12 protein-coding genes, 1 other RNA gene and 1 pseudogene are annotated in these 21141 nt (G+C 31.4%); 8 read left to right on the forward strand and 6 right to left on the reverse strand.

Annotated elements, in window-relative coordinates; all coding sequences use genetic code 11:
- Positions 1-181: 181 nt before the first annotated feature.
- Entirely contained in the window at positions 182-1825 is a 1644-nt protein-coding gene (gene pyrG, locus CKCE_RS00860) for a CTP synthase (RefSeq protein WP_015238429.1), read from the forward strand.
- Between the two features lie 259 nt (positions 1826-2084).
- Positions 2085-3371 (forward strand): phosphopyruvate hydratase, encoded by a 1287-nt coding sequence (gene eno / locus CKCE_RS00865; protein WP_015238430.1) that lies wholly within the window; start codon positions 2085-2087, stop codon positions 3369-3371.
- A gap of 64 nt (positions 3372-3435) precedes the next feature.
- On the opposite strand, the gene CKCE_RS00870 is transcribed toward eno, so the two are convergent.
- The 3 genes and pseudogenes from CKCE_RS00870 to CKCE_RS00880 form a co-directional block, all read right to left on the reverse strand.
- Positions 3436-4647: a THUMP domain-containing class I SAM-dependent RNA methyltransferase gene (locus CKCE_RS00870; RefSeq protein WP_015238431.1), complete on the reverse strand. Its 1212-nt coding sequence runs from the start codon at positions 4645-4647 to the stop codon at positions 3436-3438.
- Between the two features lie 28 nt (positions 4648-4675).
- Positions 4676-5107: a CopD family protein gene (locus CKCE_RS00875; RefSeq protein WP_015389120.1), complete on the reverse strand. Its 432-nt coding sequence runs from the start codon at positions 5105-5107 to the stop codon at positions 4676-4678.
- 100 nt (positions 5108-5207) lie between these two features.
- Positions 5208-7490, reverse strand: a pseudogene (locus CKCE_RS00880) (NADP-dependent malic enzyme).
- A 661-nt stretch (positions 7491-8151) separates the two neighbouring features.
- Between CKCE_RS00880 and CKCE_RS00885 the strand changes: the two are divergent.
- From CKCE_RS00885 to CKCE_RS00900, 4 genes are all read left to right on the forward strand, one after another.
- Positions 8152-11028 carry a 2-oxoglutarate dehydrogenase E1 component gene (locus CKCE_RS00885; protein WP_015238435.1) on the forward strand — a complete coding sequence of 959 codons (2877 nt, stop codon included), beginning with the start codon at positions 8152-8154 and terminating at the stop codon, positions 11026-11028.
- Between the two features lie 39 nt (positions 11029-11067).
- Entirely contained in the window at positions 11068-12282 is a 1215-nt protein-coding gene (odhB, locus tag CKCE_RS00890) for a 2-oxoglutarate dehydrogenase complex dihydrolipoyllysine-residue succinyltransferase (protein ID WP_015238436.1), read from the forward strand.
- Positions 12283-12402: 120 nt separating this feature from the next.
- A complete protein-coding gene (lpdA, locus tag CKCE_RS00895) occupies positions 12403-13827 on the forward strand; it encodes a dihydrolipoyl dehydrogenase (RefSeq protein WP_015238437.1) in 1425 nt (474 codons plus the stop codon).
- 103 nt (positions 13828-13930) lie between these two features.
- Complete coding sequence (locus CKCE_RS00900) at positions 13931-15265, forward strand: tryptophan--tRNA ligase (RefSeq protein WP_015238438.1); 1335 nt, start codon at positions 13931-13933, stop codon at positions 15263-15265.
- Between the two features lie 8 nt (positions 15266-15273).
- On the opposite strand, the gene bamD is transcribed toward CKCE_RS00900, so the two are convergent.
- Positions 15274-16029, reverse strand: a complete 756-nt coding sequence (gene bamD, locus CKCE_RS00905) for an outer membrane protein assembly factor BamD (RefSeq protein ID WP_015238439.1) — start codon at positions 16027-16029, stop codon at positions 15274-15276.
- 59 nt (positions 16030-16088) lie between these two features.
- Between bamD and CKCE_RS00910 the strand changes: the two genes are divergently transcribed.
- A complete protein-coding gene (locus CKCE_RS00910) occupies positions 16089-17042 on the forward strand; it encodes an RluA family pseudouridine synthase (protein ID WP_015238440.1) in 954 nt (317 codons plus the stop codon).
- A gap of 12 nt (positions 17043-17054) precedes the next feature.
- Here CKCE_RS00910 and ssrA read toward each other — a convergent pair.
- Together ssrA and CKCE_RS00915 are read right to left on the reverse strand one after the other, a co-directional pair.
- Positions 17055-17440: a transfer-messenger RNA gene (gene ssrA / locus CKCE_RS03930) on the reverse strand.
- Positions 17441-17618: 178 nt separating this feature from the next.
- Entirely contained in the window at positions 17619-18164 is a 546-nt protein-coding gene (locus tag CKCE_RS00915) for an OmpA family protein (RefSeq protein WP_015238441.1), read from the reverse strand.
- A 343-nt stretch (positions 18165-18507) separates the two neighbouring features.
- On the opposite strand from CKCE_RS00915, the gene gyrA reads away from it, so the two are divergent.
- Positions 18508-21108, forward strand: a complete 2601-nt coding sequence (gyrA, locus tag CKCE_RS00920; RefSeq protein ID WP_015238442.1) for a DNA gyrase subunit A — start codon at positions 18508-18510, stop codon at positions 21106-21108.
- Positions 21109-21141: the final 33 nt, after the last annotated feature.

Genomic DNA, 21141 nt, shown 5'->3' on the forward strand with positions numbered 1-21141 from the left:
ATATTTATTACTGTAATAGTATTATATATTTATTTATTTGTGTATTTATTTTAGTCTAATATTGTCTTGATAGTTATGATAGTAGTCTCTAGTGTATAATATTGATTTTAATTTTATGCTTTATTTTTTATTTCGTAATCTTTATAAGCATATAATGTGATTGATTTCTATTGAGAATATAATGACTAAATACGTTTTTATAACAGGGGGAGTAGTATCTTCACTTGGCAAAGGAATAGCAGCAGCTTCTTTAGCTGCTATTTTAGAATCTCGTGGTTTGAATGTCACCATGCTGAAATTAGATCCTTATATAAATGTTGATCCTGGTACTATGAGTCCATTTCAACATGGTGAGGTTTTTGTTACTGAAGATGGGGCAGAAACTGATTTGGATTTAGGCCATTATGAACGTTTTATATCAACCAGGATGACAAAACTTAATAATTTTACTACTGGTAGAATATATGAATCAGTTTTAAAAAAAGAACGTCGTGGTGATTATTTAGGAAAAACAGTACAGGTAATTCCTCATATTACAAATGAAATACAAGATTTTATTATTAAAGGAGTTGAATCTAGTTTTAATGGAAAGGCAGACATTGCTATCATTGAAATTGGAGGTACAGTTGGAGATATAGAATCTTTACCATTTCTAGAAGCTGTAAGGCAAATGAGTTTGCTTATGGGTAAGCATAATTCTGCGTTTGTGCATCTTACACTAGTTCCTTCTGTATTTCCTGCAGGGGAACTTAAAACTAAGCCAACACAACATTCTGTGCAGAAATTAAGAGAAATTGGAATACATCCTGACCTGCTTTTATGTAGGGCAGACAGAGCTATACCTGAAGAAGAAAGAGCAAAAATCTCAATGTTTTCAAATGTTTCTATGGAGTCAGTAATCTCTGTTTGGAATGTAGATTCCATTTATAAGATACCATTAATGTTACATGAGCAAGGTGTTGATAGCATAATTTGTGATGTCTTAGCATTAAAACCAAATGTAGCTGATTTAAGTATTTGGAGGAAATTAATTAGTACTATAGAAAATTTAGAACATAATATTACTCTTGGTTTAGTTGGCAAATATGTTGATTTTACGGAATCATATAAATCTCTTATAGAAGCAATAGCACATGCAGGAATACATACTAACTCCAAAATAAAAATAATGTATATTGATTCTGAAGATTTAGAACATAATGGAGTAGGTGTCTTAGATAATTTAGATGCTATATTAATTCCTGGAGGTTTTGGTAAAAGAGGAATAGAGGGTAAAATTTTAGCAGCTAGGTATGCAAGAGAGAATAATATTCCTTTCTTAGGAATATGTCTTGGTATGCAGGTCGCTGTAATAGAATATGCCCGTAATATTGCAAACTTACTAGGTGCTAATAGCACGGAGTTTGATAAAAACACTCATTATCCTGTAGTAGCTTTGGTTGAAGAGTGGGTTAATGGTGAAGGTAGTATTGAAATACGTAATTCTTTGTCTGACTTAGGAGGAACTATGCGCAAAGGATCGCAACATATTTCAATAAAACCAAATACTATAGCATTTAATGTGTATGGATCAGATGCTTACGAGCGTCATCGTCATAGATATGAGGTAAATAACTATTATATAGAAATTCTAGAAAAAAATGGTTTGATATTTAGTGGTGAGACTATTAAAGAAAAATTACCAGAAATCATAGAATTACCTAGTCATTGCTGGTTTGTTGGAGTTCAGTTTCATCCAGAATTTAATTCTAACCCAAGAGATGGACATCCTTTATTCATTAGCTTTATAAATGCTGCTATTCGGATGAAAAATATTGAAAAATAATAAATTTTATTTTTTATTGAATTATATAAAGTAGATGATTAGTTTAAAACTAAAAAATATTTTAATTTTGCTTAATTTAATTATTATAAAGAAGGTTACTTTTTGTCATATATGTTAGTGTCATTGTAAATGCTATATTGATATATACATAAAAATTGATCATAAATTGCAACTTTGCTTAATAATTTTATATCCATGATTAATATAATTTTTATTTTTGTTTAGTATTTTTATATATTATTGTTTAGGAATAGGTATTATGAGTGCAATTATTGATATTGTTGGCAGGGAGATTCTTGATTCCCGTGGTAATCCCACAGTTGAATGTGATGTGATTTTAGAGAGCGGTGCTATGGGTAGGGCATCTGTTCCTTCTGGAGCATCCACTGGTACACGTGAGGCTATAGAACTTAGAGATAATGATGTAAATAGATATATGGGGAAAGGAGTTCTTAAAGCTGTAGAAAATATAAATTCTGATATAAGTGAAGCTATAATAGGATTAGACGCTTATGAACAATCTTTCATTGATAAAACAATGATAGATCTAGATGGAACAGAAGACAAAAGTAGATTAGGAGCTAATTCTATTTTAGCAGTTAGTATTGCCATTGCTCGTGCTGCATCAGATGAATCTGGTCTTCCACTATATCGTTATCTTGGTGGTAGTGGTCTAATGAGTATGCCTGTTCCAATGATGAATGTTATCAATGGTGGAGCTCATGCCAATAATAATTTAGATTTGCAGGAATTTATGATACTGCCAATTGGAGCTAGTAGTTTTCAGGATGCATTACGTTGGGGTGCTGAAATTTTTCATACCTTAAAGAAAATTATTATTGCAAATGGAATGTCTATTGCAGTTGGAGATGAAGGAGGTTTTGCTCCTAGTGTTAGTAATAATGAAGAAGCTATTAAGTTAATATTGAAGGCCATTAGCGAAGCAGGATATGAGCCAGGAACACAAGTATGTTTGGGTTTAGATTGTGCTAGTTCTGAATTTTATCGTAATGGTAAATATAATCTTTATGGAGAAAATAATATTTCTTTAAGTTCTAAAGAATTTGCTGATTTTCTTGGTAATTTATGTGATAAATACCCTATTATTTCTATTGAAGATGGAATGTCTGAAAATGATTGGGATGGTTGGGAAATACTAACAAACCAGTTAGGTAGAAATATTCAATTAGTTGGAGATGATTTATTCGTTACCAATACTAAGATTTTAAGAGAAGGGATAAAGAAAGGGATTGCAAATTCTATTTTGATTAAGATAAATCAAATTGGAACCTTGACAGAAACTTTTGCAGCTATAGATATGGCAAAAAAAGCTGGATATACTTCAGTTATTTCTCATAGATCTGGAGAAACAGAAGATTCTACTATTGCTGATATAGCTGTAGCTTCAAATGCTATGCAAATCAAAACTGGCTCATTATCAAGATCTGACAGAATGGCTAAATATAACCAGTTATTGCGTATAAATGAAGAATTATCTAGTGTTGCTATTTATCCTGGTAGAGATGCTTTTTACAATATTAGTTAATCTTAATAAAAAAGCGTGCCAACTATAAAATTTACTACAATATAGAGAGTGGTTGGCATGCTTTCTATTTTTGTGTTCTATAACTATTTTTTACTATTTCAAATTTAAATAATCTACATTCTAATTTTCCATTAAAAATAGGAATTTTTCTTTTTGGTTTCAAACGCATTTTACCTGGTAGTGACATATCATTTGAAATTATATTAAGATCCCAATTAAAGAAATTTTCTTTTAGGTTATGAGACCAAGAATACCATATATCTTCGTTACAGGTTCTTTCTCCATAAGGAGGATTAGTTACTATAAATCCTTTATTATGATTTGCTACTTTGATATTACAAGCATCATCATGTACAAATTTTATATTATTATTATTTATCCCTGAGTTAGATAAGTTAATTTTAGCATACTCTAGAACTGTTTTATCTATGTCACAACCAATTAATTCTGCTTCAATGGTCCTGTTTATGTTGGTTGACGCTTCTTCTAATACAGCATTCCAATTAGAATTATTATGAAAATTTAGTTTCTCGAAAGCAAATTTTCTCGATATGCCAGGAGGAATGGAGCAGGCTATATGCGCTGCTTCTATAATTATAGTTCCACTTCCACAAAAAGGATCTAGTAAAGAATATTCTGGAGTCCATCCTGATAATGCTAATAACCCAGCTGCTAAATTTTCCTTTATTGGTGCTGTTCCTTTATTCATTCTCCATCCTCTTTTAAATAGAGATTCTCCAGAAGAATCTATATATAAGGTGAATGTATTTTGTTTTATAAATGAATATATTTGTATATCAGGGTCTTGTTTATCTATGTTTGGTCTAGAATTATATATTTTTCTAAAATAATCGCATATCCCATCTTTTACTAACAGAGTACAGTATTGAATGCTTTGAAATTTAGTATTATATCCAATAGTTTTTATTTTGATTGTTTTTCTTATATCAAACCATTCATCCCATCTAACTTGAGCAGAAATATCTAATATATCTTTTTCGTTATCAATGATATTTTTTTCAATTTGCATCAAAATTCTAGATGCTATTCTTGAATGCAAGTTAGCATATTGTATACCTAGTAAATTACTTTTAAAGGTGCATCCTGATTTTTCAATTACGATATTATTGAAACCAATTGTTTTTAATTCTTCTGATAGTTTTTCTTCTAGTCCATATGTGCATACAGCAAAAACAGTAAAAATTTTTCCATCAGAGAAATTATTATGATTTTTTTTATTTTGAGAATTATTATTACTGCTATGTGTATCTGACATTTTGATTTTGTTTAATATTTGATTTCGTTTAGAATGGTTTTATAGTTACTAAAGATAATATTGTAATTAAAAAAATTAATGGTATTTCATTAAAGACTCTATAAAAATTATGACTTTTTTTATTCAAGCCTTTTTCAAAATTTTCAATCATTTTATTACATATTTGTTGGTATATAAAAGTCATAAATACAATTACGAGCTTTAAATACATCCATTTATGATGATCTCCAACATTTTCTTCTATAGGACTCTTCGATAGATATAGCATTATTCCTGAAATTATTACTCCAACACTTAAAAGATGCATAAAATTATATAAACGTTTAGCCATTCCTATAAGGCAATTTTTAATATTATTGTCATCTTGTTGTGCTATATTTACAAATATACGAGGTAGATAAAATAATCCTGCAAACCATGATATTGTTATTGACATGTGAATAATAATAAATAATGGCATAAATATTTTTATCCTAAATTAAGTTATTTACATAAAAAAACAGGCCATGCATAAAGGTGATATCTATATTTTATACATAGCCTGTTGATATCAGAAAAAATTATGTTTTATTTTTTTCTTTTTGAGCATCAATTACAGCTAGAACTGTCATATTAATTATTCTTCTGACAGTTGAACTATTTGTCAAAATATGAACAGGTCTAGATGATCCCAATAGTATAGGGCCAACAGATATGCCGTTACTACCAGTCATCTTGAGTAAATTATGAGCAATGTTTCCTGCATCTAAATTTGGCATTATCAATAAATTTGCAGTACCTTTAAGGTTATTATCTGGATAAGAAATATTTCTTATTTTTTCAGATAAGGCCGAATCAGCATGCATTTCTCCTTCTACCTCTAATTCAGGTTCTAATCTTCTTATTATTTTTAATGCCTCTGACATTTTTTGTGAAGATTTGCTAATCTGGCTACCAAAATTAGAATGAGATAATAATGCTACTTTAGGAGTGAAGCCAAAATTAACCATTTTTTGTACAGCTTGTATAGCTATATTAGCAATTTCTTGTGAATTAGGATCTTCATTAACTTGTGTGTCTGCAATAAATAATGTTTGATTTGGTAACATTAATACATTCAGAGCTGCATATGTATTGTTTGCTTCTTTACCTATTACTTCATCTATGTATTTTAATTGATTATTATATTTGGTTGTAATTCCACATAGCATTGCATCAGCATCACCTCTTTTTAGAAGCATAGCTCCTATAAGAGTATTATGTTTTCTGATCATAGATTTAGCAATATCTGGACTTACACCATCTCTACATTTTAATTTATAGTAGCTAGTCCATAGATCCTTAAATCTAATATCATCTTCTGGATTAACAATTTCTAAATCATTATTTATATTGATGCGCAAACCCAATTTTTTTATTCGCATTTCTATCACTGATAATCTGCCTATCAGGATAGGGTATGCTAATTTTTCATCTATTATCGTTTGTACTGCTCTTAATACTCGTTCATCTTCACCGTCAGCATAAATTACTCTTTTCAGATCTTTTTGTGCTTGTTCAAATAAAGGAAGCATTATTTGACCAGAATGATATACGTAAGATGCTAATTTTTGTTTATAGGCTTCTAAGTTTTGTATAGGTCTTTTAGCAACACCTGACTCCTGAGCAGCTTTTGCAACAGCTGGTGCTATATGTACTATTAATCTAGGATCGAAGGGTTTTGGTATTATGTATTCCGGTCCGAAAGATAGATTTTGACCAGAGTAGGCTGCAGCTACTTCATCATTTTGTTCTGCTTGTGCTAGATCAGCTATAGCTTTAACAGTAGCCATCTTCATTTCTTCTGTAATTTGTGAGGCTCCGCAATCTAGGGCTCCTCTGAAAATGAAGGGAAAGCATAAAACATTATTTACTTGATTAGGGTAATCAGACCTTCCTGTGGCTATTATGCAGTCTGGTCTAGCTTCTTTAGCTAGTGTTGGTAATATTTCAGGTTCTGGATTTGCTAGAGCCAAAATAAGTGGCTTATTAGCCATAGTTTTAACCATGTTAGGAGTTAGAACTTTTGCTGCAGAACATCCTAAAAATACGTCTGCATCTTTTACAACATCAGCCAGAGTTCTTGATGAAGTTTTTTTTAGCATACCTAAGCTTATTAGCCTCCATCTTTTCATCTCTGCCTTCCCATATAACTCCACGAGAATCAACCACATAGATATTTTCAATTTTTGCTCCTAACCTTACCAAAAGGTCTAGGCACGAAATAGCAGCAGCTCCAGCTCCAGAACAAGCTATTTTGACATCTTCTATTTTTTATTTACTACCTTAAGGCCATTAAGAATAGCAGCAGATGAGATTATTGCAGTACCATGTTGATCATCATGGAAAACTGGTATTTTCATTTTTTCTCTGAGCTTTTTTTCAATATAAAAGCATTCTGGAGCTTTTATATCCTCAAGATTAACACCGCCTAATGTTGGTTCTAAAGCAGATATTATATCTACAAGTTTGTCCGGATCATTCTCTGCTAATTCAATATCAAAAACATCAATTCCAGCAAATTTTTTAAATAAACAGCCTTTTCCTTCCATGACTGGTTTTGATGCTAAAGGTCCTATATTACCTAGACCTAAAACTGCTGTGCCGTTTGTAATCACTCCAACTAAGTTGGATCTAGAGGTATACATTGAAGCGGCACTGTCTCCAGAATTAAAAATTGCCATACAAGCAGCTGCTACTCCTGGGGAATAGGCCAAAGATAAGTCATCTTGATTAGCTAATGTTTTAGTAGGAGTTACAGATATTTTTCCTGGAGTAGGAAAAGCATGATATTCCAGTGCTCTTTGATTTAAATTTTCATCCATATTTTTTACACTTTGTTGAAAGTTTTATAATAAAATTCTTAGTCAGCTTTAAAATACAAGATCGATAAGTAGTCAAGTTAGCATTTTATGCATGCTATTGCCAATATCCGATTAAAAATTAATTGCTTAATTATAATTTTTTATAATTATAACCGACTATAAATGATAATAGATTTGATTAATATTTAATTTTTATGAAAAACATCATTATCTCATAAATACTCTTTCTCCATAAGAATTTTTGAAATACTAATCAATTTTATTTATATAATTACAATTATCATTTTAACAGTGTTTTCTTGTGTCACAAAGTTATAATTGTTTCTGTAACTGTATCATTTTATAATTTATTGTTAATAAGTTTTATATTTGATGTTGTTTTATGATGTTATTAGTTATATCTATAATGTTGAATTCATGATATTTAAACTTTTTTTGTGTACAATAATTGTTGTAGAAAGTAGTTATAAAGTTATGACGAATGAGTTATAATTAATTCGTTAGTTATTTTGGCCATACATAATGAATGGCTTTTAAAGTTTTAGGTTTTATGCACATGCCTTTTGCCCATTGCTATCCGCTGAACGGGAAGTCCGTGTCGCGGAAGGTTTTATCCCATGCATCGTGTCGAGTGAAATACTCGGAAAGGTGAAGCTAAATTATGTCTTCGAATAAAGAATCATTGTCCACATCATATTTATTTGGCGGTAATGCGCCATATGTAGAAGAGTTATACGAGATTTATCTTGATAACCCAGGAGCTGTAGCCGAACATTGGCGACAGTATTTTGATCACTTACAGAATTCACCAGCCACAGATGGCAGTGAAAAAACTGTAGATCAGGCGCATGCTCCTATAGTAGAGTCTTTTGCTTATAGAGCTAAAACAAATTCTTTTGTTAATAACAGTCCTAAATCTTCAGATTTGTCAGTTGCTTCAAAACAAGTTTTTGTGCAATCTATAATTGCTGCTTATAGGTCTTTGGGAGTTCATTGGGCTGATTTAGATCCTTTGAAAAGGAAAGAGCGTTCTGATATTCCTGAGTTAGATCCAGCTTTTTATGGTTTTATAGAATCTGACCTTGATCAGACTTATTCTTCAAGCAGCACTTACTTTTCAAAGTCTAGTACTATGACTTTGAGAGAAATATTAAAATCTTTGAGAGATACATATTGTCGCTCCATAGGTGTTGAGTTCATGCATATATCTAATCCTGTAATAAAAAGATGGATACAGGAACGTATGGAATCAACTCAAGGAGTAGATATTAATTTAGGTGTTGATGGAAAGCGCCATATATTGCAACAGTTGACTGAGGCTGAAGGTTTAGAAAGATTTTTGCATACAAAATATGTCGGCCAGAAACGATTCTCTCTTGAAGGAGGGGAAAGTTTCATAGCTTCTATGGATGAGGTTGTTAATCATGCTGCTGACCTTGGAATTCAGGAAGTTATAGTAGGTATGGCTCATAGAGGGCGTTTAAACATGTTGGTAAACATCATGGGGAAAATGCCTGGTGATTTGTTTGCAGAATTTGAAGGTAAACACTCACAATTCCTTAGCGATGGTGATGTTAAATATCACAACGGTTTTTCTAGTGACCTAGCAACAAGAAGTGGCCCTGTCCATTTGTCTCTAGCTTTTAATCCATCACATTTAGAAATTGTTAATCCGGTCGTTGAAGGTAGTGCTAGAGCTAGACAAGAGAGACGTGAAGATCATAAAGGAAAACAACAAGTTCTTCCTGTTCTTGTCCATGGTGATTCTGCTTTTGCTGGTCAAGGCGTTGTTATGGAAACATTGAATCTAGCTTTAACTAGAGGATATGGTACTGGTGGTACAATACATATTGTTATAAATAATCAAATAGGTTTTACTACATCTGACCCTAGAGATGCTAGGTCTACAATATACTGTACAGATGTTGTTAAAATGATTGAAGCACCAGTATTTCATGTTAACGGTGATGATCCTGAGGCTGTTGTATTTGCAAGCAGATTAGCTGTAGATTATAGAATGCAGTTTGGTCGTGATGTTGTTATTGATATTGTTTGTTTCCGTAAGCTTGGTCATAATGAACAAGATACTCCTGCTTTAACACAGCCTTTGATGTATAGCCGTATTAAACAACATCCTGGAACACGTAAATTTTATGCTGATAAGCTGATTGATCAAAAAGTTTTGACTTCTGAAGAAGCAGATAATTTTGTAAAAGAGTATCGTCAGGTCATGGAAGATGGACATCGTACCATTGAACCAATATTAACTGATTATAAGAGCAAGTATGCTATAGATTGGGCTCCATTTTTAAATTCTAAATGGACAGATCATGCAGATACTGCTGTGCCTATTTCCGAATTAAATCGTATAGGCGAGCTTATAACTAAGGTGCCTGATGGTTTTAACGCTCATCCATTAGTTGCTAAATTGCTAAACGATCGTCGTAAAATGTCTCATGGAGAGATTAATTTGGACTATGGTATGGCTGAACATTTAGCTTTTGCTACTTTGCTAAATTCTGGTTACGCCATAAGAATTACAGGTCAAGATTCTGGTCGTGGCACATTCACTCATAGACATGCTGTTCTGCATGATCAAAATAGAGAAAAATGGGATGATGGAGTATACGTACCTCTTAAAAATATTTCTGATTCTCAAGCTCCTTTTGTTGTAATAGATTCTGTTCTTTCAGAGGAAGCTGTACTTGGGTTTGAATATGGTTATTCTTGTTCAGAACCTAATACTCTTACAATATGGGAAGCTCAGTTTGGTGATTTTGTAAATGGAGCTCAAGTAGTTATAGACCAATTTATATCATCTGGTGAAGCAAAATGGGGCCGTCAATCTGGTTTAACTATGATGTTGCCTCATGGTTACGAAGGACAAGGGCCAGAACATTCTTCTGGAAGAATTGAAAGATTTTTGCAATTATGTTCTGATAATAATATGCAGGTTGTTCAGCCTACTGCTGCATCACAAATATTTCATTTATTGCGCAGACAAATGATTCGTCCTTTCCGTAAACCTTTGGTAATTTTCACTCCTAAATCTTTGTTGCGTAATAAAGATGCAAGTTCACCATTGTTAGATTTATCTGAAGGATCTTTCAAGATGGTGATTCCAGAAGTTGATGCTAATATCAATCCAAAGTCAGTGAAAAGGTTATTAGCTTGTTCTGGTAAGGTATATTATGACTTAGTGAACTCTCGTAAAGAAAGGTCATTGGATAATGTTGCTATAATCAGAGTTGAGCAATTATATCCTTTTGCTCATAAATCTTTTGAGGCTGAGCTACAAAAGTATCCAAATTTATCTGAAATTATATGGGTGCAAGATGAGCCACAAAATCAAGGTCCTTGGTATTATATTCAACATCATTTATATGAAAACATGAAAGAGGGTCAAAAACTTGGTTATGCTGGACGTACTGCGTCTGCATCTCCTGCAGTGGGTTATTTAGCTAAGCATCAAGAGCAACAAAAGAATTTAGTTGACCAGGCTTTTGCTCAAAAATTTAAGGTCATACTTGCTAAATGATATTTTTATAATTGTTAATGAATTACAGGATTTACCATTATGGCTATTATTGATGTTGTTGTTCCTCAGTTATCTGAGTCTATTTCAGAAGCTACTATGATGTCTTGGAAAAAGAGCGTAGGTTCTTTTGTAGAGTCAGATGAGATTTTAATTGAAATTGAAACTGATAAGGTTGTTTTAGAAGTTCCAGCCCCATCTTCTGGCGTGCTAATAGAAATAGTTAGAGGTGACAGTAGTACTGTTATTTCTGGTGAGTTAATTGCAAAAATAGATACTGCTGCCAAAGCAACTTCTGTAGATGTTTCTAAAAATGTTTCGAATCCTAGTGAAACGTCAAATCAAACTTCCAATCATAATGTTAAGGATATGAAAAATGTCGCTTCACCTGCAGCTTCAAAAATCTTATCTGAGAAAGGATTAGATGTATCATCAATATCTGGTTCAGGAAGGGATGGTAGAGTAACAAAATCTGATGTTTTGTCTGCAAAGTCTTCATCTGATGCTGTTAAACATGCAGTAGATAATACACAGCCAAAAACATTTTCTATTGATGGAAGGCCAGAACAGCGTGTTCCTATGAGTCGTTTGAGATCAAGGATTGCTGAAAGATTAATACAATCTCAACAAGAAAATGCGATATTAACTACTTTTAATGAAGTTAATATGCAGTCTGTTATTGACATAAGACGTAAATATAAAGATAAGTTTGAAAAAGAACATGGTGTGAAGCTTGGTTTTATGTCTTTCTTTGTGAAGGCTGCTGTTGCTGCACTTAAGAAATTTCCATTAATTAATGCTTCTATTGATGGCAAAGATATTATATATCATGGTTATTTTGATATTGGTATTGCTGTTGGTAGTCCAAGAGGACTTGTTGTCCCAATACTTAGAAATGCAGATCAGTTATCTATATCAGACATAGAGAAATCTATTGCTGATTTTGGTAAAAGAGCAGCAGATGGTAAATTAAGTATAGAAGAAATGACAGGTGGAACATTTTCCATATCAAATGGCGGAGTCTTTGGGTCAATGTTGTCTACTCCAATAATTAACCCTCCACAATCTGCTATTCTTGGAATCCATGCTACTAAAGAACGTGCTGTTGTTGAAAATGGTCAAGTAGTTATTCGTCCTATGAATTATCTAGCATTATCTTACGATCATAGGATTATTGATGGTCGTGAAGCTGTATTGGGTTTAGTAGCAATTAAAGATGCATTAGAAGATCCACAAAGTCTTTTATTGGATTTGTAAAATTTTTATTTTTAAAATAAGAGTGTTCAGTATATTACTTTAATACTCTTATTTATGATCTAGATATTATTTTTATAAAAATAATATCTAGAGTTTATGAATTTCTTTATGTGTAAAAATATGTCAAAACAATTTGATCTTGTAGTGATAGGTGCCGGTCCAGGTGGATATATAGCAGCTATTCGTGCTTCTCAGCTTGGATTAAATGTGGCCTGTATAGATGAATGGAAAAATGTGGATGGTTCTCCAGCTCCAGGTGGGACATGTACTAATGTTGGTTGTATTCCATCTAAAGCTTTATTACAATCTTCAGAACATTTTGATCTTGCAAATCATCATTTTGATGAGCATGGTATAGTAGTTTCTAATGTATCACTTAATCTAAAAAAGCTTATTTCTCGCAAAAATTCAGTGGTTAAGCAAAATAATGAGGGAATTTTATATCTTTTTAAAAAAAATAAAGTTTCTTTTTTTCATGGTCTTGCTTCTTTTGTAGAAAAAAATAAAGATTATATAACAATAAAAGTATCTTCATTGAATGAGGAATTATTAGCAAAGAATGTGATAGTTGCTACTGGTTCATCTGCCAGAGAGTATCCTGGTTTGAAATTTGATGAAAAAACTGTTTTATCTAATGATGGTGCATTAAATATTGAAAATGTTCCTAAAACATTAGGAGTTATAGGAGCTGGTGTTATAGGTCTTGAAATGGGTAGTGTGTGGCGTAGACTTGGCTCTGATGTTACTATACTAGAAGCTATGCCTGATTTTTTAATGGCTGCTGACTCTCAAATTTCAAAAGAAGCTTTAAAGGTATTAACAAAACAAGGTCTTAATATTAAAGTTGGTGTTGATATTATTGAGGTTAAAAATATTGGTAAATCTGTATCTATCAAATATAAAGATAAAGATGCTTCAGTAAAAGATTTATTAGTAGATAAAATTATTATTTCTATAGGACGTGTTCCTCGTACTGATGGATTAAACGCTTCCGCTGTTGGTTTGAATATAGACGAACGTGGTTTTATAGTTGTTGATGATAATTGTAAAACTAATTTGTCAAATGTTTGGGCTGTAGGTGATGTTGTAAGAGGGCCTATGTTAGCACATAAAGCCGAAGAGGAAGGTGTTGCTGTCGCAGAACGTATAGTTGGACAGCATGGACACGTGAATTTTAATACTATTCCTTCTGTTATATATACTTCTCCGGAAATTGCTTGGGTTGGAAAAAATGAGCAACAATTAAAACAGGAAGGTCGTCAATATAAAGCTGGTAGTTTTCCTTTTTTAGCTAATGGTAGAGCAAGAGCATTAGGAGATACAACTGGTTTTGTAAAAATAATAGCTGATGCTGTAACTGACGAAGTTTTAGGTGTTCATATTATAGGTCCAATGGCTTCTGAGTTAATTTCAGAAGCTGTAACAATTATGGAGTTTAAAGGAGCAGCAGAAGATATAGCTCGTATTTGTCATGCACATCCAACTCTTTCTGAGTCAATGAAGGAAGCTGCTTTAGCGGTTGATAAGCGTTCTCTAAATTATTAGTATTGATGTTCTCCATAATATGATTTTGAATTAATTAAATCATATTATGGTTTTTATTTTTGCTATTTTTAAGTATTTGTTTTAATTTTATATTATATATTTCATGAAAACCTGTATTGTTACTGGTATTACTACTTCTGGTACTCCTCATCTCGGTAATTATGCTGGTGCTATTCGTCCAGCTATACAGGCTAGTCTTCATTCAGATGCAGAGTCATTTTTTTTTCTAGCAGATTATCATGCATTAATAAAATGTTGGAATCCAACAAGGTTATATCGTTCTAGATTGGAAATAGCAGCCACTTGGTTAGCAGCTGGGTTGGATGTTGATAGGGTTGTTTTTTATAGACAATCTGATATTTCTGAAATATTAGAATTATGTTGGATACTTACATGTAGTACAGCTAAAGGTTTAATGAATAGGGCGCATGCTTATAAGGCGTTAGTCAGTCAAAATGTGTCAAAAGGCTTAGATGCTGATGATGGTGTTAGTATGGGGTTATTTTCTTATCCTGTTTTGATGGCTGCTGATATTTTGATGTTTAAAGCAAATAAGGTTCCAGTAGGGAAAGATCAAATACAACATTTAGAAATGGCTAGAGATATAGCTCAAAAATTTAATCATTTATATAATGTTAATTTTTTTGTCTTACCTGAGGCATTTGTAGTCGATAATGTTGCTACTTTGCCTGGCTTAGATGGTCGTAAGATGTCTAAAAGTTATAATAATACTATACCTTTATTCGAGGGTGGAACTAAAAATCTACGTTCCTCTATTATGCGTATAGTAACTGATTCAAGTAAATCTGGTGATCCTAAGAATGCAGAAGATTCTCATTTATATATTCTTTTTAGGGCGTTTGCTACAGAAGAAGAGTCAACGCTTTACAAATCAAGTTTGAATGCTGGTATGTCTTGGGGTGAGGCAAAGAATATTTTATATGAGAAAATAGAGAGTGAATTATTGCCTATGCGTGAAAGATATAATAAATTGATCTCGCAACCAGATTTAATTGAAAATATACTTCAAGCAGGATCTCAAAAAGCACGTTGTTTTTCCAAGAGAGTTATTAAAGATATACGTGATATAGTTGGATTACGTAGTTTAAATATAGATATTTGTAGTAGTAAAAAACAATTTATCAATAATAAAAATTCTAATTTTGATAACAATGAAAATAAAGATCCTCGCTTTCTTTGTTATCGTGATGATAAAGGATATTTTAAATTTCGTTTAATCTCTTCATCTGGTAAAGATATTTTAAAGTCAAGAGGTTCTTTTTCTAATGCTAGCAATGTAGGTTCTTTAATAAAAGATATTAAAATCTTTTTACAAAAGATTAAGAGTGAAAAAATGAATGAGTTTGAGTATTCACCTATACTAGATAGTTATGATTTAGATTGTGACATTCAAGAATTGAAGCGAGTTATTGAATAAATATAAAATTACTTATTTGTGCATATATTAATATTCATATTTAATTCTTTATAAGATTTTTCTAATATTTGTTTTGCTTTACAACTATAAGGAGATTCTTTGAAGTTCTCTATGATATTATTAGCGCGATTAATTGATGCTAAATAAGCTTCTTTATTAAAATAATACTCTGCGATATTCAATTCATTTTTTGCTATAGAATTTTTAGTGAAGTTGAGTAATTTTTTTGCTTCTTCAATATATTTACTATTTGGAAAATTTTGTATTAATTCATCATAGATTTTATAGGCGTTCTGCATTTTTTTGACATCTTTTTCTAGAAAAATATCTTTATTAAAAAAAGAAATAAATGATTCTTTAGGAGAAAAATTGATTAATCCTTTCATATAAAGTATATAATCCATATTGTTAGCTCCAGGATATTTTTTCTGGAATTGTTCTATGTCGGTTAAAGCTTCTTCTATTTCACCATTCTGCCATTTTACATATATCAAATTTATTAATGATTGTTTATAAATTTCTCCAAATGGTCTTATTACTATAATTTTATGGATTAGTTCTTTTGATTTTATCCAATGTTTATTTTCTATTTCTCTAATTGTTTGAAGATATAACTCTCTATTAAATTCATCTTCCAAATATATATTATTATTTATGCAAGTTGCATTATTGTATGCGTATACATCAACTGAGATAATTATATTTAATAATAAAATGGTATATATAATCAAACGATTTAGTTTTTTTAAAAATATATAAGGCATGTAATATGTGTTGTTTGTTAAGTTAAAATTTGCTTCTTTGTATTATACGATCTATTGCTATGTTTAATAAATATAATTCTAATTGTTTTAATGAATCTTTTCCAAAAAATATAACTGTTCCTGAAGGTATTAGTGATAGGTTAGATAAAATTTTATCATATTTGATGCCAGATTATTCTAGAGAGCGTATTAAACAATGGATTAAAAATAATCATGTTTTAGTAAATGGTAAGTTAGTAAAAATACGCCATAATGTTCAACCTGGTGATCTTATCACTGTTTGGGTACAGCCAACATTAGAATCTTTGTCATTTAGTCCAGAAAATATTATTTTTGAGGTTATTGATGAAAGTTCTGATTGGATTGTTATAAATAAACCAGCAGGATTAGTAACACATCCTGGTTCTGGAAACTGGAAAGGAACTCTATTAAATGGATTGTTATATAAATATCCTGAGTTATTTTATGTGCCACGGGCTGGTATTGTTCATAGACTAGATAAGAACACATCTGGAGTGATGGTTGTTGCACGTACAATAGAATCTCAATTATATTTTGTACGACAATTACAGTTAAGGAATATTTCTAGGGAATATTTAGCAATAGTACATGGTCATATATCTACATCTAGCACTATAAATAAACCTATTGGTAGAGATGCTAACAATCCTATCAAAATGGGTGTAAAAAATATTATAGCTCCTAAAGAAGCAATTACTCACTTTAAACCTATTGTAAAAGGTATTACCACAAATGGGCATAACATTACACAAGTGGCATGCAAATTAGAAACAGGTAGAACTCATCAAATTAGGGTGCATTTATCTAGTATTGGGAATCCTATTCTTGGAGATTCTATTTATAATAGCAACTATATAATTGAAGGAAATAGACATATGTTGCATTCAAGATTCTTAAATTTTACTAATATTAAAGGTATTTCTTGCAAATTTAATTGTCGTATACCAGAAGATATGACTAAAGTTATAGATTCTATGAGATGGTTTGAATAGTTAAATAAGCTATGGTGGAGCCGGGGGGAATCGAACCCCCGTCCATCAGCTTTCCATAGTCACTTCTACATGTGTAGTCAGTTTATTTTTTTTAATCTAAAAACATGCCAACTGACAGGCCATTGTTAGACGATTCACTAAAATTAAGTTTAAAATATGTGAAAGTATTATAAACTGATTCCTTGTAAATGACACTGCAGCAACAAAGTAGTTTCAATTAAGAAAAAACCCCATTACCTAACCCAAGGAAAGATTAGTGCAGCGGCTAGAGAACTAAGCTGCTAGCTTGAAACGCGTATCGTTGGCGTTTATATTTTTTTCCAGTGGATTACCGAGCTTACTGGTGCTCGACATGCTGTAATCTATTTTCCAACTAATGTCGAAACCTTATCGGCCCCTCTATAGAGGATAATGTAAAAAATTAATAATAAGCAATTAAATCATAGCACATAATTCAAAGAATTATTTTATATATATAAGTTTATTATGATATTTATTTTGAGTATTATAATACTGTTCTTATTCTACTAGTAATGTATTAAATAATACAATACATTACTAGTATTTTATTAGATGTTATTTTTTGCTAAATACCTTAATTTCTGCTCGTCTATTTTTTGCTCTTCCTTCTTCATTATTGTTATCGGCTATAGGATCGCTTGAACCGTTAGCTTTTGTAGATATAAAAGTAGATTTTATTCCATTATGGATTAGATAATTTCTAACTGATTCTGCGCGATTTTCGGAAAGTCTCTTGTTGTAATTAGCATTACCTTTAGCATCTGTAAAACCAGAAATAATAATTTTATCTATATCAATATTTTTTAAGTCTTTTATAACATCATCAAGAAGGCGAATGCTTTCTGACTTTAAAATATAGCTATCAAAATCAAAAAAAGTATTTTTATGTAAACTAATTTTTTTTGATGAATTAGCATCAATAAGTTTCTTTTTTAGATTATTACTGTTAATGCTATTATTCCAATGCAGTTCATTAGTTCCATTTTTAAGTGGATTGCCAAATGAATCAGTCCAATAATTCTTTTCATTAGCAACAGCACCGCCAGAAGTGGCAATAGTAGTACAGGCAATGATTAAAGCCGTTTTAAGTGATTTATTCATATTTCTCCTCTTTTATAATTGAAAGGATAAGACACACGTGTCATAGTCTTAATTTTACAGCATTAATTGATATTTAATGTAAATTAAATGTTAATATAATAATCTTTTAGACAATCATAAGATGATTTGATATGTTAATCTAATTATTTATAAAATAATAAGTGTAATGTTGTTTTAGATGGACAGTATCTTGAATTGTTTATTACTTAAATATAGATAATTTATAGCAAGTAATATTTTGTTTTTTATCTTAAATTAAATGGTAGAACATATTATCCTATAGTAGAAACTATGTTCTTTTGTTGTATGAATTAGAGATTTTTTAAATAGTGTGATCGTAAATATGAATTCTTTTGCTATGGAAATGCTTCCAATATCCTTGGAAGAAGAGATGCGTCGTAGTTATTTAGACTATGCTATGAGTGTCATTGTTGGCCGAGCTTTGCCTGATGTTCGCGATGGATTAAAGCCTGTTCATAGAAGAGTTCTTTTTGCAATGCACGAACTTAACAATGATTGGAATCGTGCTTATAAGAAATCAGCTCGTATTGTTGGTGATGTTATTGGTAAATATCATCCACATGGAGACCAATCTGTATACGATACCATTGTAAGAATGGCACAAGATTTTTCTATGAGATATGTGCTTGTAGATGGTCAGGGCAACTTTGGATCTGTTGATGGCGATAGTGCTGCTGCTATGCGTTATACAGAAATAAGGTTAGCAAAAATTTCCCATGAATTATTAGCAGATATTGATAGTGAGACAGTTGATTTTGGTCTTAATTATGATGGTAGTGAAAAAGAACCGTTGGTGTTGCCTACTAAATTACCTAACTTATTAATCAATGGAGGTTCAGGTATTGCTGTTGGTATGGCTACTAATATTCCACCACATAATCTTAGAGAAGTTATTTCAGGATGTTTATTTTGCCTAGATAATCCAGATTGTTCTATAGATGAATTGATTGATTTTATCCCTGCTCCTGATTTTCCAACTGGAGGGATAATATATGGTCTTTCTGGTGTTAGAGATGGATATAGAACAGGTCGTGGTAAGGTTTTAATGAGGGCTAAGACTCATTTTGAAGAATATGGTAGAGAACATAAATCTGCGATTATCGTTGATGAAATACCATATCAAGTTAATAAGAAAACTCTTCAGGAGAGAATTGCTGAATTAGTAAATTCTAAAAGAATTGAAGGTATATCTGATATAAGAGATGAGTCAGATAAAGATGGTATGCGTTTAGTTATAGAACTTAAAAGAGGAGAGTCTCCTGAAATTATTTTAAATAATTTGTATAAGAATACACAATTGCAAGATACTCTCGGTATGAATTTGGTTGCGCTAGTACATGGTCAGCCTAAATTATTAAATCTTAAGCAAATTATTAGTTATTTTCTAGAGCATCGTCGAGAAGTAGTTACCAGAAGGACTGTTTTTAGGTTAAATAAGGCTAAGAATCGTGCTCATATATTGGAAGGATTGGCAGTAGCTTTAGCTAATATAGATGAGTTTATATTAATAATTAAAACTGCAGCCAGTCCTTTAATTGCTCGTCAAAATTTGATGAATAAGGATTGGCCATCTGATTTAGTTGGGTCAATGATTAGCAAGTTTGAAACTAATGGAGTTTCTAAAGAAAATTATAAACCAGCGGTTGTTGGTGATAATTTTGGAATAGTAGAAGGTAATTTATATAGGTTAAGTGAATGGCAGGCGCAAGAAATATTAAATATGCGTTTACAACGATTGACTGGTTTAGAACAAGATAAAGTTTTTGATGAATATAAAGAAACAATGTCAATAATATCTGATTTACTAGATATTTTATCTAATCATGAAAGAGTAACCGATATCATTAAGGAAGAGTTGATTTTAATAAAAGATGAGTTCTCTAGTGAGATAAAAGATCCAAGAAAATCTTATATAGAAGCTAATACGACTGAATTAGTTACAGAAGATTTAATTGTGCCAAATGATATGGTTGTTACTTTATCATACAATGGGTATTTAAAAAGTCAGCCTTTATCTGAGTATCATGCTCAAAAGAGAGGGGGTCATGGCAAACAAGCAACTTCTATTAAAGATGATGATTGGATTGAGCATTTGTTTATAGCAAATTCTCATGAATATTTATTATTCTTCTCTGATTTAGGAAGAGTTTATTGGATAAAAGTTTGGGAAACTCCTCAGGGCAGTAGAGGATCGAAAGGAAAACCAGTAATTAATTTATTTCCATTATCTAGTAATGAAAAAATTACAGTTATTTTGCCAGTAAAAGATTTTAGTGAAGATCTATATGTTTTTATGGCAACAGCTAAAGGTACTGTGAAAAAAACACCGTTATCTGATTTCTCTAATCCAAGAAAAAATGGCATTATAGCTGTAGGTTTAAATGATGGAGATTATTTGATTGGAGCAGAACTGACAAATGGTGATTATGATGTGATGCTTTTCTCAGACTCTGGAAAAGCTGTAAGGTTTAATGAAAAAGATGTTCGTTCTATGGGAAGAAGTGCTCGTGGTGTACGTGGTATGATCTTAGGAAAGAACCAACAGGTAGTATCTTTATTAGTATCTAACAATGAAGATAAGAGTGTTTTGATAGCTACAGAAAATGGCTTTGGAAAAAGAACTTCCATTAAGCAGTACACTGTGCATAATAGAAGTACAAAAGGTATGATTGCAATACAGAATAGCAAACGTAATGGTAAGGTTATTGGTGCTGTTTTAGTAAACCCAAATGATGAAATAATGTTAATTACTACTGCGGGTGTTTTAGTTAGAACTAGAATTGCTGAAATTAGGAATATGGGTAGAATTACACAAGGTGTTACCTTGATAAATATTGCTAAAGGCAGTTATTTATCAAAAGTTAGAAAAGTTGTTGAGTCTGATGATGAAGTTGTTATTGATCATATAAAAGTAATAGAGTAGTTATCTTAATTAATTTTTGTATTTTTTTGATCA

Source organism: Candidatus Kinetoplastibacterium crithidii (ex Angomonas deanei ATCC 30255) (assembly GCF_000319225.1).
In the GTDB taxonomy this organism is placed as follows: domain Bacteria; phylum Pseudomonadota; class Gammaproteobacteria; order Burkholderiales; family Burkholderiaceae_B; genus Kinetoplastidibacterium; species Kinetoplastidibacterium crithidii_B.